This is a genomic window from Paenibacillus sp. 1-18 (assembly GCF_000520755.1).
Taxonomy (GTDB): Bacteria; Bacillota; Bacilli; order Paenibacillales; family Paenibacillaceae; genus Paenibacillus; species Paenibacillus brasilensis.
In genome coordinates this window covers 1-14,357 of record NZ_ASSB01000195.1, presented here as the reverse complement: position 1 = coordinate 14,357, position 14,357 = coordinate 1, and the positions used below count along the sequence as shown (strand labels likewise).

General features: G+C 47.2%; 18 protein-coding genes. 3 read left to right on the top strand and 15 right to left on the bottom strand.

Features of this window, described 5'->3' with window-relative positions:
- Positions 1-232: 232 nt before the first annotated feature.
- From L693_RS0111655 to zwf, 3 genes are all read right to left on the bottom strand, one after another.
- Positions 233-907: an SOS response-associated peptidase gene (locus L693_RS0111655; protein WP_025717389.1), complete on the bottom strand. Its 675-nt coding sequence runs from the start codon at positions 905-907 to the stop codon at positions 233-235.
- Positions 908-1,051: 144 nt separating this feature from the next.
- Positions 1,052-1,945 carry a phosphogluconate dehydrogenase (NAD(+)-dependent, decarboxylating) gene (gene gnd / locus L693_RS0111650; RefSeq protein ID WP_025717388.1) on the bottom strand — a complete coding sequence of 298 codons (894 nt, stop codon included), beginning with the start codon at positions 1,943-1,945 and terminating at the stop codon, positions 1,052-1,054.
- Between the two features lie 49 nt (positions 1,946-1,994).
- Complete coding sequence (zwf, locus tag L693_RS0111645) at positions 1,995-3,497, bottom strand: glucose-6-phosphate dehydrogenase (RefSeq protein ID WP_025717387.1); 1,503 nt, start codon at positions 3,495-3,497, stop codon at positions 1,995-1,997.
- 291 nt (positions 3,498-3,788) lie between these two features.
- Here zwf and L693_RS0111640 point away from each other — a divergent pair, with 291 nt between their 5' ends.
- Complete coding sequence (locus tag L693_RS0111640; protein WP_007430161.1) at positions 3,789-4,109, top strand: winged helix-turn-helix transcriptional regulator; 321 nt, start codon at positions 3,789-3,791, stop codon at positions 4,107-4,109.
- A 143-nt stretch (positions 4,110-4,252) separates the two neighbouring features.
- Positions 4,253-4,582, top strand: coding sequence for a hypothetical protein (locus L693_RS0111635; protein WP_025717386.1), 330 nt, complete (start codon positions 4,253-4,255; stop codon positions 4,580-4,582).
- A 10-nt stretch (positions 4,583-4,592) separates the two neighbouring features.
- On the opposite strand, the gene L693_RS0111630 is transcribed toward L693_RS0111635, so the two are convergent.
- The 7 genes from L693_RS0111630 to L693_RS0111600 form a co-directional block, all read right to left on the bottom strand.
- Entirely contained in the window at positions 4,593-5,516 is a 924-nt protein-coding gene (locus L693_RS0111630) for an NAD(P)/FAD-dependent oxidoreductase (RefSeq protein ID WP_025717385.1), read from the bottom strand.
- A 242-nt stretch (positions 5,517-5,758) separates the two neighbouring features.
- Entirely contained in the window at positions 5,759-6,361 is a 603-nt protein-coding gene (locus L693_RS0111625) for a nitroreductase family protein (protein ID WP_025717384.1), read from the bottom strand.
- 108 nt (positions 6,362-6,469) lie between these two features.
- Positions 6,470-6,748: a hypothetical protein gene (locus tag L693_RS0111620; RefSeq protein ID WP_025717383.1), complete on the bottom strand. Its 279-nt coding sequence runs from the start codon at positions 6,746-6,748 to the stop codon at positions 6,470-6,472.
- Between the two features lie 134 nt (positions 6,749-6,882).
- Positions 6,883-7,227, bottom strand: a complete 345-nt coding sequence (locus L693_RS0111615) for a (2Fe-2S) ferredoxin domain-containing protein (RefSeq protein WP_025717382.1) — start codon at positions 7,225-7,227, stop codon at positions 6,883-6,885.
- Between the two features lie 32 nt (positions 7,228-7,259).
- Entirely contained in the window at positions 7,260-7,760 is a 501-nt protein-coding gene (locus L693_RS0111610) for a metallophosphoesterase family protein (protein ID WP_025717381.1), read from the bottom strand.
- Between the two features lie 24 nt (positions 7,761-7,784).
- Positions 7,785-8,219, bottom strand: coding sequence for an Rrf2 family transcriptional regulator (locus L693_RS0111605; RefSeq protein ID WP_025717380.1), 435 nt, complete (start codon positions 8,217-8,219; stop codon positions 7,785-7,787).
- Positions 8,220-8,318: 99 nt separating this feature from the next.
- Positions 8,319-8,696, bottom strand: a complete 378-nt coding sequence (locus L693_RS0111600; protein ID WP_025717379.1) for a DivIVA domain-containing protein — start codon at positions 8,694-8,696, stop codon at positions 8,319-8,321.
- Between the two features lie 146 nt (positions 8,697-8,842).
- Between L693_RS0111600 and L693_RS0111595 the strand changes: the two genes are divergently transcribed.
- Positions 8,843-9,412, top strand: coding sequence for a TraR/DksA C4-type zinc finger protein (locus L693_RS0111595; RefSeq protein WP_025717378.1), 570 nt, complete (start codon positions 8,843-8,845; stop codon positions 9,410-9,412).
- A gap of 140 nt (positions 9,413-9,552) precedes the next feature.
- On the opposite strand, the gene L693_RS0111590 is transcribed toward L693_RS0111595, so the two are convergent.
- The 5 genes from L693_RS0111590 to L693_RS0111570 all read right to left on the bottom strand — a co-directional run.
- Entirely contained in the window at positions 9,553-10,557 is a 1,005-nt protein-coding gene (locus L693_RS0111590; protein ID WP_025717377.1) for a Gfo/Idh/MocA family protein, read from the bottom strand.
- A gap of 19 nt (positions 10,558-10,576) precedes the next feature.
- Positions 10,577-10,939, bottom strand: a complete 363-nt coding sequence (locus L693_RS0111585; protein ID WP_013310011.1) for a helix-turn-helix transcriptional regulator — start codon at positions 10,937-10,939, stop codon at positions 10,577-10,579.
- A gap of 372 nt (positions 10,940-11,311) precedes the next feature.
- Entirely contained in the window at positions 11,312-12,484 is a 1,173-nt protein-coding gene (locus tag L693_RS0111580) for an acyltransferase (RefSeq protein WP_025717376.1), read from the bottom strand.
- A 206-nt stretch (positions 12,485-12,690) separates the two neighbouring features.
- A complete protein-coding gene (locus L693_RS0111575) occupies positions 12,691-13,239 on the bottom strand; it encodes a general stress protein (protein ID WP_049825137.1) in 549 nt (182 codons plus the stop codon).
- Positions 13,240-13,401: 162 nt separating this feature from the next.
- Positions 13,402-14,357 (bottom strand): ATP-dependent helicase C-terminal domain-containing protein (locus L693_RS0111570; protein ID WP_025717375.1); only part of this gene is annotated, 956 nt, incomplete at its 5' end.

The following is a 14,357-nucleotide window of genomic DNA, read 5'->3' as shown; positions in this document are numbered from 1 at the left end:
CCCGCCTTCTGGAACCTGACACTTACCGGTTTTGGACCAGACCGATGATCGTCACCATGAGCACCAGCAGCTGGATGAGTGTATCGTTACTCATTCCAATCGCCTCCATCCCATATGAGATACTCCTTCGGCCGTTTCCCCTCTCCCCGGATCATGACGCTTGTTCCCCAATACATACCTATGCAGGTGGCGGGAAGCTTATGATCAATAATGGATAAAAATCTTCATACGTTTAAGGTTTAATCCAGGAATATTGCAAATCCATTTCCTGAATGCATTCGCGGTTATCGTGTTCATCATTAGCCACCAGCGGCGTTACCGGATAGATGCTCATGTCGCCTTGCTCATACGTACGCAGGATTGGCAGCAGTTCATCTACGTTCTGGATGGATGGATTCAGCCAAGCATTGATATGTTCAGCTTCGAGAATAGCCGGCATACGACTATCGAATTCACGTATATCCGCATTGGCCTGGACTGTCATCATTGTACAGGTACGCAGCGGCTCTTTACGACTATCCTGCCATATTTCATATAATCCCGCGACCGCAAACATTTTCTGTTTCGGCAGTACCACGCGTACAGCGCACATGCGTTTACCCCATTTGCGCCAATAATAAAATCCGTTGCATGGAATGATACAACGTCGGGTTTCCGCCATCTTGCGATAGCTCGGATTTACCCGCAGCGAATTTAAATCAGCGTTAACACAATCCTTGCCCCAATAAGGTATAAATCCCCACCGAAATTCATCAAGCACCCGTTCTCCATCCTGATGCAGCACAATCGGGATATGCTGGGTGGGACTCATGTTATAACGTGTTTTGTAATAATACATCACCCGTTGTATGCCAAAATGATCCCTTACCTCATCCAAATCAGCTGATAACGAAAATCTTTTGCACATATGTTCTTCTTCCTTCCGCCTTTTTCATCTATTGTGCGGATATACAAGGAAAAATATGCATACAGCAACAGACCATACCAAAACATATAGCAATATCCCCGCAGTGAGTTAGGCTACGGGGATAGATACTAGCTTATATCGTTCTTACTTCTTTTCTACCGCGTGACCGCCAAATTCATTACGCAGTGCAGCAACCACTTTTCCGTTGAACGTATCCGTATCCAGAGAACGGTAACGCATCAGCAGGGACAAAGCAATGACTGGAGTCGCTGCCTGAATATCGAGCGCTTCCTCAACGGTCCATTTACCTTCACCAGAGGAGTGCATAACCCCACGGATTTCATCCAGATTCGCATCCTTGGAGAATGCACGTTCAGTCAAGCCCATCAGCCATGAGCGAATAACGGAGCCGTTGTTCCAAACACGCGCTACTTGCTCATAGTCAAAGTCAAAGCTGCTTTTCTCGAGCACTTCAAAGCCTTCACCAATGGAAGCCATCATGCCGTATTCCACACCATTGTGAACCATTTTGAGAAAATGTCCGCTACCGGATTTACCTGCATACAGATAACCATTTTCCACCGCTGTATCACGGAAAATAGGTTCAACAACAGCCCAGGCTTCGGGATCGCCGCCGATCATGTAACATGCACCATTGCGTGCGCCTTCCATACCGCCGGAAGTTCCTGCATCCATGAAGCTGATGCCGTATTCCTTCAGACGGGCATGACGAGCAATGGACTCTTTGTAATGAGAGTTACCCCCTTCAATAATGATGTCCCCTTTGGACAGCATCGGTTGAAGCTGATCCAGCACAGTATCAACAATTTGATGGGGAACCATAATCCACAGGACTCTAGGGGATTGGGTTGCTTTTACAAGCTCTTCCAATGTGGCAGCACCTGTAGCACCATAATCCTTCATTTCTTGAATCGCTGCTGCATTCACGTCGTAAGCAACAACTTCATGTTGATGGTCGATCAAGTTTTTTCCGAGATTCAAGCCCATTTTTCCCAAACCAATTAGTCCAACTTGCATTGTAAAGGCCTCCTGCCGTAGCAAAAATATATTGTCTGTTTGTTAATGTTTAAGCACGAACAACTGCTTTTTCAGAAGTTTCGGACTTTTGATCCAGCCACCATGTAAAGCCCTGTTTCTCCAACAATTGGTCTGAAGCTTCTGGACCATAGGAGCCTGCTGCATAAGAATGAAGCGGAACTTCTCCACGAGCAAAAGCCTCCAGTACGGGCTGTACCCACATCCATGAAAGCTCAACTTCATTCCAGTGAGCAAAAAAGGTGGAGTCGCCGCGCAGCGCATCAAAGATAAGGCGCTCATAAGCTTCCGGGACAGCCTTGTCCTCTGAATCATAGTTCATCAGGACCGTTTCCAGTTGACCATTGTTCAGCGGGTCTTTACTGTTCAGACGAAGGGTTACCTTTTCATCCGGATTTACATGAATGATAAGTAAGTTTGGTTCAGATGGCTGCCCTTGAGCAGCATATGGATCGGTGGTGTCCTTCTTGAATTCCACAACGATACGTGTGGATTTTTCCTTCATGCGTTTGCCGGTACGAATATAGAATGGCACACCTGACCATTGCTCATTGTCGATCCATAGGCGAGCTGAAATAAATGTATCGTTATGCGAATCAGGTTCAATACCCGGTTCTTCTTTATAGGAAGGAACTGCGTTTGCGTTAATCTCACCACTCGTATATTGCCCTCTAACCACACTGGAAGCAATATCCGAAGGATCAAGCGGACGCAACGCCTGCATGACCTTGCTTTTTTCGTCACGCACCTGATCAGCCGTTACATGTACAGGCTTGTTCATGGCTGTCATCATCAGTACCTGCAACATGTGATTTTGTACCATGTCACGAATAGCTCCGGAATGATCGTAGTACCCAGCTCGTTCCTCAACCCCAACGATCTCGGAAGCGGTAATTTGCACATTGGCAATGTACTGATTGTTCCAAACTCCTTGAAGCAATGGATTAGCAAACTTCAGAGCTTCCAGGTTTTGCACCATCGGCTTGCCCAAGTAGTGGTCAATACGATAAATCTCATCCTCAGCAAATGTTCTGCTCAAACGATCATTCAACTCACGTGCCGATTCCAGATCATGTCCAAACGGTTTTTCGATAATAAGCCGTTTCCAACCCTTGGTTTCGGCTAAACCACTTTCCCGAATGTTGAGGGCAATCACATCAAAAAATTCCGGTGCCACCGATAAGTAAAACATGCGGTTCCCCGGAATTCTCAAATCATTTTCACGTTGCTCAGCAAGCTGCAGCAGCTTTTTATAATCTTCCGGGTGATTGACATTCAAAGCACTGTAGCGGAAAGCACTCAAGAATTGATCCATTTGTGCACGGTCATCATTCACGCGTCTGGAAAAATCCCTAATGGATTGCTCCACATTACTTTGAAATTGCTCGTCAGCCACTTCACGACGCCCCATCCCAATTACAGAAAAGGAAGCCGGAATTTTACCTTCTACAAACAAATTATACAAGGCAGGGTAAATTTTGCGTTTCGCCAAATCCCCTGTCGCTCCAAATAAGACAAAAGTCATTGAATCCATGAATTATTCCTTCTTCCCATTATAAAAGATGAGGTTATTAAAAGTTACCTGAGGAATTAACGTAACCCATAATACACCCAAAATAAGGGGCAAGTCAATCAAATTTTAGCGAAATCGTGAACACTCGATATATCCTGTAATGATAACGTTTTCTGTGGTATGATTGACAAAAGGAATGAGAAAAAAATGTTAAAAATGTCACAGTTGCTACAACATGATATAGTTACTATTGGTATACACAGTTACTTTTAGTATACTGTTTAAAACAACAATGAAATCGAGGGGATTCAGATGAGCGACGACAGGCAGCCTAAGCTTTTGTGCGGTAAGGTGGAACAGTCCTTTCAGATCATCAGCAAAAAATGGACCGCTCTTATCATTCATACTTTAATGGAACATCCCAAACGATTCAGTGAAATTCACGTCTCCATACCTGATCTTAGCAAACGTATGCTGAACGAACGCATCAAGGAACTAGAGCTTTCCGGCCTGATCCTTCGCAATGTCATCACAGAGCGACCTGTGCGTACCGAGTATTCGCTGACACGCAAGGGGAAGGAACTCGGTGATGCATTGAATGGTGTCGAGAGCTGGGCCGAAAGATGGCTTTAACCGCCTGCAGGAGAGCGTCCTACACGGTCTCCTGTTATTGTGTTGCTTTGTAAGGATCATAATACAAGCAATCGCATACAAAATAATGGTACAACTACGCAGCAGCCCACGCTTTTGGGATGAGCCATGAAAGGATGAGACTGATGGCATTTGGTATTACCCGCCAGGAGCTTGCAGCCTGGAAAAGAGAGGTCGACCGCGGTGAAATTGCTTTTCTGACGCACTACTGGCTGGACGAACGATTTCCAGGAATTACAACTGTTACCAAGGTGGGCTGTTCTGATTTGGACAAGCTGAGCTTATGGTGCAGCAATAACGGTTTGGACCCGCGATATATTCATCAGCGTCAGCCCTATCCGCATTTTGATCTGATTGGCAGCAAGCAAACTGAGATTTTACGTAAATACGGCATGAGTGATCAGTTGAAACGCTTCGGTCAGCATGTACAAACGGGGACCTATCCCTCTTTTTAAGCCGCAGCTCTTAGAGTTGCGGTACTTTTGTTTGCATACCGGATAACACCTTGTGTATCCAAATGGCCGCTGTCGCCCCTTCCCCCATGGCTACAGTCGCTTGCTCGGCATGAGCTCCCAAATCGCCGGCTACCCATACATTTTCGATATTTGTCATTTTGCTGCGAGGATGCGTCTCGATATGCTTGTTATGCAGCAAATGGACACCCAACTGCTCTGCCAGCTCTGAATGAACATGATTTCCACCAAAGGCCAAAAAGCCCCGTTCCGCGCGAACTACATCTCCCCCATCCAGCCGAACTCCTTCAAACCCCCCAGGCTTCCCGGTTATGATTTGGGAAATCGCTGCTTCTCGATATCCAATTCCTTTCTCCCGCAGCTTGGTCATAAGCTCGTTCGGAACTTCCGACCGCTCGTGATTGACATAAATCAACTGATCGGTACGTGCTGATAAAATCAGAGCCATGGACGCTCCCGCTTTCCCTGCTCCGATCACGACTGTACTTCGATCCTGAACCTCGTAGCCATCACAATCCGGGCAGACATACACACTGTTGCCCAAGCAGGCCTCAAGTCCTTCCAGCTTGGGAAAACGGTCAGTTAGTCCCGTGGCCAGCAGTAACGTTCTGGAGGAGTATACCGTTCCCTCTTCAATTTCAATGTCAAAAAGCTCCTCCTGTTTACGCGCTTGTATCGCCTTCCCCTTAACCAATTCGACTCCCAGTCTAGTGGCCTCATGTCGTCCAAGCCGCCTTAGCTCTTCACCAGCTATACCGTCAGGAAAGCCTAGAATATTATGATATTGACGGCACAGCGTAGATCGACCATATCCTGAATCTATTACCAGAACGCGATGGCTACTGTATCTTCCCAATTGAATGGCTGCTTGCAGCCCGGCAATCCCTCCACCAATAATAATGCAATCATAGGTCACGCGCTGTTACCTCCTTCATAATGACTTGTAAACAACACCCGTGTTGTTTTTCATGAATATTCTTCTCATATGTAACCTTCTCATATGATTTTAAACGTAGCATCACCTTCCGGGATCCGAATTAATCCCAAAATCAGCGCATTTCCAGAGATTAATCACGTAATCGAATGGAATGACAAAAAGCACTGTGGATACCACAGCGCTCTGCTCAGTATGAAACCTGATTGTTTGTATTTTCTGACTTATTTAAACGTTTTTACGCGTTCTTCAACAGGTTGGAATTCTTTGTCACCTGGTTGGAAGGTTGGTTTACCGAACGGCATTTCAGCAATCAGTTTCCAATGTTCTGGGATGTTCCATTCATTTTTTACTTTTTCGTCGATCAAAGGGTTGTAATGCTGAAGGGATGCGCCCAGTCCTTCTTGCTCAAGAGCTGTCCACACCACCAGTTGCAGCATACCATTCGATTGGTTGGACCAGATTGGGAAATTGTCTGCATACGCTTCAAATTGTTGCTGCAGACCCGCTACAACGTTATTGTCTTCAAAGAACAAGACCGTTCCGTAGCCGCTGCGGAAGCCGTTCATTTTCTCAGCAGTAGATTTGAATTGCTCCTCATTGCCTACAACCTCACGCAAAATATCCTCCGTAATATTCCACAGTTTGTCATGGTGCTCTCCGAGCAATACAACCGCGCGTGAAGTTTGGGAGTTAAACGAGGTAGGTGTATATTTAACAGCTTCCTCTACAATCTCTTGAATCTTTTGATCGGAAATTACTTGTTCTTTGCTGATACCGTAATAGGAGCGTCTTTCTTTCAGAGCTGTAAAGAAGTCTTTAGACATTTTTGTTACCTCCTGAGAAAAATTAATTACTTTTCGTAACTAAATATATTATACACATATCTTAATGTCAAGAGATTTCTTTTTAAATATTACCAGTTGCCTGCTATTTTATGCATCACCTTTGTATTTTTTCTCGCTGGAAGAGGTGTGCTTGGTTGCGTCCTTGTCGAATTCCTCCTGACGTTCCATCTTTAAATCCTCTACAGGGATCGCATCTACCGTCTGCTCACTCTCAAAACGGTCGAACAAGCTCTCCCGCTCCGTCGGATACTGCTCCGCATGATCCCGGCTTAGGGTCTGCTCCTGTACATCATGCTCTGCCGGTTCTCTCCCTGTCCGTTCCTTTTTTTCATCCTGATCGTGCAGATCATTGTCAAATCGGGTCATTTGTTTCCCTCCCTCTCGGCTTGTTGTCCATAGTATACATTTACCTTCCACTGACAGAGATTAAACGCAAAAAAGAGAAAATCTCCGTAAAGATTTTCCCTACTTTTCGTATTTATTTTATGTTCTAATCTTACTTATTTTACGTTGCTGGATGATTCCGAACGGGATTTGCCTGTACACTCATGAAAAAGATGGGTTTCCAGCTTTTCTCCCTCCACGAGCTTCTGTACCAGCTGTGTCCCCGCAGCAGGCGTCATCTGACCATACCAGTCACCTTGAGGGTATACGATCACAACCGCAGCATCGTGACAACGGCCATTACAGCGAGTGCGGGTCGTATGAATATAAGTGTCTGCGTTTTGTTTACGGATTTCATCCCGGATTGCCTGTGTTACTTCTTCACCCTCATGCCGCATACATGTACCTCCATTACAGATCAATACATGATGCTTCATCGGTTCCAATTCAAATATAGCCATAGCTTCCCCTTTAATCAACGGTTGTTGATTGCTTAATGTTTATCTGGATAAAGAACAAGCTGTGCTTTTAACTGCCCAGCTTCAAGGTTCAGCACGATAAATGAGTATTCGTCCTCACCACGTTTGTCCGTCGGAGAACCGGGATTCAGAACAAGCAGCTCTCCCACCCTTTTGACCACCGGAATATGCGAATGTCCGTAAATCAGGCAATCCAACGTTTCTCCCTTAAACGTATTCAGCGCAATATTCTCTGTCGAGCCGCGCCAGCCATGACCATGAACCATACCAATCCGTTTGCCCCGGACTTCAACGATTCGCTGATAGCCCAAACGTTCTACGATATCTATTCCATCATTGTTCCCGGCAATTCCTTGCACAGGCGCAAATTCCGCCAGGCGTTCATATACGAACCAGTCCGTCCAGTCTCCGGCATGGAGAATGAGATCACTGTCTTTTAACTCCTGTACAAGCCGACTCGGAAGCGCCTTGCTTCGGTACGGCATATGAGTATCTGATAGTACGACGATTTTCATATTAGATGCTCCTTACCGGCGTCTCTACACAGACGAACTCTGCTGTCCAACCCGCTGCTGGAGCGCCTGTTCCAGATCTCGCAGCGTAACGGTCTCGAAAAACGCCTGTATTTTCTCTTCTGCCACGGTATATAAACCGTCTAACAAAGCGTCTATGTTCTTGCCGACCTCACAATTATGATTGCTGTCGGTATGAATGGAGAACAACGGCCCTTCATCCTTGGTCGCTTCATATATCATTTTAAGATTAATGTTTGAGCTCGACATGCTCAAACGAAAGCCGCGTGCTCCCGGCGATGAATCAACCAAACCCACTTGCTTGAGTCGGCTCATAATTCTTCTCACGACAACCGGATTCGTATTGATACTGGATGCGATCAGCGTCGAAGTCATTCGCTCCGGTGCTCCTTCTGCCAGTAGAAGCAGACAATGGATACTAACGGAAAAATGGGTACTCATGTTAACCACCTTTATATGTGTGCCTCATTTAATGTTGTGCAAAATGCGTACTTCCATCATACCACATTAGAGAGGCATCGACACAGAACCTACTGCACCTTACTCCGGAAAATAGTCATTTTCAGGACGCAATCGTACTTTCAACTGGCGTACGCTATATTCGAGCTGCTTGACGATATCCTCCAGTTGACGACGATCAAGTCCGCTGAAATCGGCGGCAGGCTTGGGTGCATTTTTCAAATCACGTATCGTTGCCTGCTGCTCCTGCCACTTGTCCATCAAGTCGGCTATATTCGCATAAAAGCGTTCATAATCCTTGATCACTTCGTCCAGGAAAGCATCTACCTCGTCCGGATCATAGCCACGTATTTTGTTTTTAAACTGTTTTTCATGAATGGAGAGCGCGTCCAGCTGAATGCCCAGTTGTTTAAATAACTGTTTTTGCTTATCCAGACGACGCTTCATATGTTCATCCATCGGTTATTCCCTCCTTAACACACTATTCTTTTTATATCACATTCTAGGCTGGTAATAAAAGTCTCTGCTGATTGCCCAGTCCTGTGAGCGGGTATAAACAAAGCATATGTACAACTACATCCAGACGACGAAGGAGAGATAAAATCATGAACCATTTGAGCGAATCACAGCTTGCTGAGCTGAAACATATGTTGCTGGAGCAGAAAAAGGATTTGGAAAAACATTTTGAACAAAACGGCCAGGAAAATACGTTGTTGGGAGAAACCCTTACAGACTCCACAGGCGAGCTTTCTTCCTACGACAACCACCCCGCTGATATAGGGACAGAAACCTTTGAACGCTCCCGTGATCTGGCGATTAACGAATCACTGGAAAGCGAGCTGGAGCAGATCAATGCAGCCCTTCAACGCATGAAGAAAGGAACGTACGGAATATGCGTGGAGAGCGGGGAAGAAATCCCTTTTGAACGTCTGCAAGCCATTCCATACACCGCGTATACAGTCGAGCATACACCAAATCGGGAGCTATCGAATGACCGCCCTATAGAGGAGCAGGTCATGACTCCCCCACCCAAGGGTGCAGGTGAAGTGCGACAACGAAATGCTGGACGTTTTGACGATGCGGGTTCATGGGATGCAGTTGAAGAATACGGCACATCCAACTCGCCTGCAACAGCTGCCAAGCGCGATGCTGCAAGCTATGATGAAGGTATGTGAGGCGCAACGCAAAGGCTCGAAGGCTGTCTGTATGCGTATGTATTCGTTGAACTAAAAAGCAGCTTGTCCTTGTGACAGGCTGCTTTTCTTAACCTTTTTGCAATACGGTTAATACTTCTATCCGATTACTCTTATTCAATCTATCCAATTTCCACCCGTTTCCGACTGTGAGCCGATTCAATACATGCGTCGATCACTTTCATATTGCTGACCGCATCTTCTGGCTCGTAAGGCAGCGGAACACCATCAAGCACAGCCTCGGCAAAAGCATTCGCTTGCAGCTCAAAGGAATTAAAGCCTTTAAGACGTTCCTCGCGCGTAACCGAACCGACGTGGACGAAGATTTGTGGTACAACAGATGTTCTTTCCCAGCCGAACATTTTGGGCATCGCGATTGTGCCTTTGCTGCCGAGAATTTCCATATTGGAGCGGTTCGCGGCCCACATGCCGCAATCGAAGGTGAGATTGACCCCGCCCGGAAACTCCAGCAAGCCGGAAGCCATCATATCAACGTTGTCATGCTCTGGAGAAAATAAGGCATGTACCGTCACTGCCTCAGGCTCCCGATCCAAATACATACGAGCCGCTGATATCGGATACACACCTACATCATATAACGAGCCGCCACCCATCCCTTTATTAAAACGCACATTATTTGCCTGATCGGCATTGTTAAACGTAAATGTGCAATGAATGCCGCGAATGTCGCCAATTTCCCCGCTATTGATGATTTCCTTAATTCTTCGATGCTTGGGATGATAGCGATACATAAAGGCTTCTGCAAAAATTACGCCTGCATTTTTACAGGCTTCAATCATACGGCTAGTCCCGGCCGAACTGAGAGAAGATGGTTTTTCGCACAAAACATGCTTTCCTGCCTCGGCCGCCCGAATCGTCCGCTCTTCATGCAGATGGTTCGGCAACGGGATATACACCGCCCCGATTTCAGAATCAGCCAACAGCTCCTCATAGCTTCCATAGCTTTTCGGAATATCGAATTCCCGGGCGACCTCGGCGGCTTTGTCAGCATTACGACTAGCAATTCCAAGCACTTCTCCGCGTTCAGATTGCTGAACTGCCGGAATTACAGCGATTCGGGCAATCTCCGCAGTACCCAAAATTCCCCATTTCAGCGTTCTACCCATCATTCTCATCCTTTCGTGGTTAGGAATAGTTGTCTTGTTCCGCTTTATGCAGCATACCTAAGCAACGGTCCAAATCGGCTTTAACCTGCTTTTTATAAAGTCGGGCCTTCTCCTCCCCATCATCTGTAAAATGATAGAGCACAATTTCCTGGAAATCCACGCGCGGGTCTGTCCCTTTTAATCGCTTGGTACGGTAAAAAACACCTTCCTGTACCAGCTCATGCAGCGCTCGGTAGACCTCACTCTGAGGCGGAACATATCCGAAGCCGCTAAACTCATCCTTCATAGATTCGAGCATCTGATATCCATAACCGCGATGCCTCTCCACCATTGTGATCAGATAAATTTTGATAAAAGCCCGCTGGGATATCATAAACGCCATTGTACAGCCTCCTCCACACCTTATTCATATACCTCTTATCTTCCATTATAAACCACTCTGTGTCCATACACTATTTCCTTTCATAATGTGAGTGCGCATGAGAAATTCCGCCCCTTGTGACGGGTTGTAAGATGGCGAAAGATATAACATGACGCATTGTTAGGCAGGTTGCGAATGGCGGGTCATGGTCTTTTCTATTATGAATTTTTCATATAATGAAATTATATAATTAAATCTTAAAAATAAGTTCCTTCTCTGATTTCAATCTTGGGATGGACCACTTTATTTTTTCGTCTTTAAATGTAAAAATCTCGCTGTGGATTTAAGCAGCATCCACAGCGAGATCATTAGAAGCGTGAGAAACCCGCAAGCTCAGGCTTGCTTTTGCAAGGTTGATGAACCTCCGGCCCGGCGAGGACGAACCCTCAGCCCCACAATCCATTTGCCTAGAGGCATACGAGCCAGCAGCCATGTTCCGGCAATGGAAAAGACCACACAGAGCACGAACGAGGCCAGCGTACGAAGCACGTGGCTCCAGTCTGCAAACAGCGTTTCGTCAAAATAGTAGGTCACACGCAGCATAAAGGCATGCATCAAATACGCTCCGTAGGACAACGTTCCGATGGCCGTCAGCATACTCGCCACTTGTCCACCCTTATGGGCAATCCACACAGCTACCCGATAAGCCACAAAAATAGACACAACACAATATACAGCCATAATTGGACGCAGCAGGGACAAGTAATTAAAGGAAAGCACCGTACCTCGCGGCGTCTGGAACAGATCGGTCATCTCATACAGCAAATATCCTGTAAGCACGCAAAACAGTGGCCAGTAGATCATCTGCGCCTTGGTTACCCAGTCATTCCAGCGTTGGACGTTCATCCCGGCTGCCGCTCCTAGCACAAAATAAAAGAAAAAGTAGATCACATTCCGGTCAGCATATAGGGTAAACCAAGAGGTAATGACCGGGAGCTGGAGCTTGTCCATTGCGTGGTATATAGGCCCAACTGCGAACATGAGCAAAAAATATAACACGCCCACTCCAGCCAATGCAGCGGGGTGCCATCGTGACGGCAGCAGCGCAGACAAGCGGCGCACTGCATACCGAAACACAGGAAATAACACATAGCATTGGATAATCATAACGATGTACCACAGATGATAGCTGCTTTTTCCGTTCAAAAGCTTCTGTAAAAAATCCAGCGGATGAATAGTTCCTCCACTTTGGACAAGCTGATTTCCCAATTCGTATAAAAGAGACCATATGATATAAGGCACGATGATGTCCATGAATCTTTTACGTAAAAACGTTCCATACTTGAAGGCTCCATCATAATTGTAAAACAACACCATCCCGGTGATAAATACAAACACGGGCACTGCGAATTTGGAACACAGCAGTAAAAGTGTCATCAAAACCCCGTCCTGGATGCGCGCCCCCTGCGCAACCGCATAATGTGCGACGGAATGCTGAAGAACAACGGCGACAAAAGCCAGTCCTCTCAGCAAAGCAACTTCGGAAATTCTCTCTTTTTGACTCATGTCACTCTCCTGTTATGTCTAGCAAAGTATAAATCTATTATAACGACAATTCTGTAAAAATACATAGAAGGATAAACGTGTTAGCGGCAGATCAAGTCCGATTCTTCAACACGTATTTACTTATAAGAAAAGCAGCCTTCCCGCTTGGGAAGACCGCTGCTCGTTAAACCTATTAGATGTAAGATGAATAATCTCTACAAAATAGCCTACAGATTCCTTCTGGTATCTGTATACGCATCTGTGCGGGTATCCGTCACCGGAGCATCAACTGTTTCGTAACGATCCGCATTCAGGGAACGGTTGGTACGGAAAATATCATAGACATCTCTGCGATGCTCAGTGGAATCTACCAGCACTAAAATCTTGCCCTGATCGACGTAGGTCTCGTATTGCTGTGCATCATCTTCCGGGATGCCCAGTCCGACCAGTCCACCGACCAAGCCTCCTGCTCCCGCTCCAACAGCCGCCCCGGTGAGGGTAGCCGCAATCGGCCCGGCCGCCAGTATAGGTCCGATCCCCGGAATAGCCAAGGCTCCGATGCCTGCCAGCAAGCCGGCGACACCGCCCACAACGCCACCTGTAGCCGCACCTGTCGCTACACCCTCCGGTGCTTTGGTGCCTGTCTCTTCGCTAATCGTCCTCAGATCTTCACGGTCACGGGTGATGACAGAAATCTCACTGCTCGGGATACCTCTTGCCTGCAATTGTCCAATCGCCCGAGACGCCTCCTGCTCTGTATCAAAAACACCGAAAATTTAAAATGCTTTAGCCTTTAAATTAAACCATTCTATACAAGTTACATATGGAGCCCCTACGTAGTCAGATGGTACTTCCCATCGCTTGTACAGCACCATACTACCTGCTCCTTTTTGATGTAATTTTTGAGTTTAGCGTTGATAGGACAATGCAGCTGCTGTTCAACGCTTTGGCTTGGCTCGGCTGGTCGGCACGGCTTCCAACGGATCATCCGGCCAATAATGCTTGGGATATCGACCTTTCAGGTCCTTTTTGACTTCAAAATATGCCTCGCTCCAGAAGCTGGAGAGGTCGGAGGTCACCTGCACAGGACGCTGAGCAGGTGACAGCAGATGCAGCACGAGCGGCACACGTCCGCGACCAATCCGCGGTGTTTCCCTCATGCCGAACAGCTCTTGCAGCCGCACTGCCAGCGCAGGTGCCTCGGGATTCGAATAATCGACAGGAATACGGGAACCACTGGGTACACGTATATGCGTCGGTGCTTCCTGCTCAAGCTGCTGCCGTTGTTCCCAATTCAGCCTGCCGAGCAGCAATTCGCTACCATCCAGTCGTTGCAGGTCAGACATATTTTTGGCTCCAAGCGCGAAAGGCAGCAGCCACGATTCCAGTGAATCCAGCAGCGCGGATTCCGAGCTGTCCGGCCAATCCTCGGGTGCCGAGAAGTGCATAAAAATCAAACGCGCCTGCAACTGAAGGGTTTGTCGATTCCAGGACAACAGCTTTAGACCACGTTCACGGACGCCCTGCATCAAGGCGGCAGCTATTTCCTCTGCCGGAGGCCGCTCGTAGGACGTTTCCTTTACAACGAGTGAGCCAAGCTGTAACACCTTGCGGGCTCTCACGGCTGAGGCTGAATTATCCCAGTATACGTTGGCTTTTTCCAGCAGCAGTTCACCACAATGCTCGATCAGTTCTTGCAGCTCAACCGGTGCCGCCAGCTGGATGACACCGTCTGCTCCCTCGTCGTCCACTTCGGCGGCGACGAGATAGGATGAGCGCGACATCCATTCCACTTGTCGGAGTCGCGCGCCCCGGCCGCCGCTGAGCAAAAAGCGGCCGTCCCCCCGGCCTTGCGCGATCCGATCCGGATACGCAAAGGCCAGCAGCAGCCCGC

Bases quoted from the DNA above. Each gene is read 5' to 3' on its own strand.
- L693_RS0111625 (WP_025717384.1), bottom strand. From the start codon at position 6,361: ATGTCTAAAGACTTCTTTACAGCTCTGAAAGAAAGACGCTCCTATTAC.
- L693_RS0111640 (WP_007430161.1), top strand. From the start codon at position 3,789: ATGAGCGACGACAGGCAGCCTAAGCTTTTGTGCGGTAAGGTGGAACAG.
- L693_RS0111580 (WP_025717376.1), bottom strand. From the start codon at position 12,484: ATGAGTCAAAAAGAGAGAATTTCCGAAGTTGCTTTGCTGAGAGGACTG.
- L693_RS0111590 (WP_025717377.1), bottom strand. From the start codon at position 10,557: ATGGGTAGAACGCTGAAATGGGGAATTTTGGGTACTGCGGAGATTGCC.
- L693_RS0111605 (WP_025717380.1), bottom strand. From the start codon at position 8,219: ATGAGTACCCATTTTTCCGTTAGTATCCATTGTCTGCTTCTACTGGCA.
- L693_RS0111615 (WP_025717382.1), bottom strand. From the start codon at position 7,227: ATGGCTATATTTGAATTGGAACCGATGAAGCATCATGTATTGATCTGT.
- L693_RS0111585 (WP_013310011.1), bottom strand. From the start codon at position 10,939: ATGGCGTTTATGATATCCCAGCGGGCTTTTATCAAAATTTATCTGATC.
- L693_RS0111655 (WP_025717389.1), bottom strand. From the start codon at position 907: ATGTGCAAAAGATTTTCGTTATCAGCTGATTTGGATGAGGTAAGGGAT.
- L693_RS0111600 (WP_025717379.1), bottom strand. From the start codon at position 8,696: ATGGATGAACATATGAAGCGTCGTCTGGATAAGCAAAAACAGTTATTT.
- L693_RS0111635 (WP_025717386.1), top strand. From the start codon at position 4,253: ATGGCATTTGGTATTACCCGCCAGGAGCTTGCAGCCTGGAAAAGAGAG.
- L693_RS0111620 (WP_025717383.1), bottom strand. From the start codon at position 6,748: ATGACCCGATTTGACAATGATCTGCACGATCAGGATGAAAAAAAGGAA.
- zwf (WP_025717387.1), bottom strand. From the start codon at position 3,497: ATGGATTCAATGACTTTTGTCTTATTTGGAGCGACAGGGGATTTGGCG.
- gnd (WP_025717388.1), bottom strand. From the start codon at position 1,945: ATGCAAGTTGGACTAATTGGTTTGGGAAAAATGGGCTTGAATCTCGGA.
- L693_RS0111610 (WP_025717381.1), bottom strand. From the start codon at position 7,760: ATGAAAATCGTCGTACTATCAGATACTCATATGCCGTACCGAAGCAAG.
- L693_RS0111595 (WP_025717378.1), top strand. From the start codon at position 8,843: ATGAACCATTTGAGCGAATCACAGCTTGCTGAGCTGAAACATATGTTG.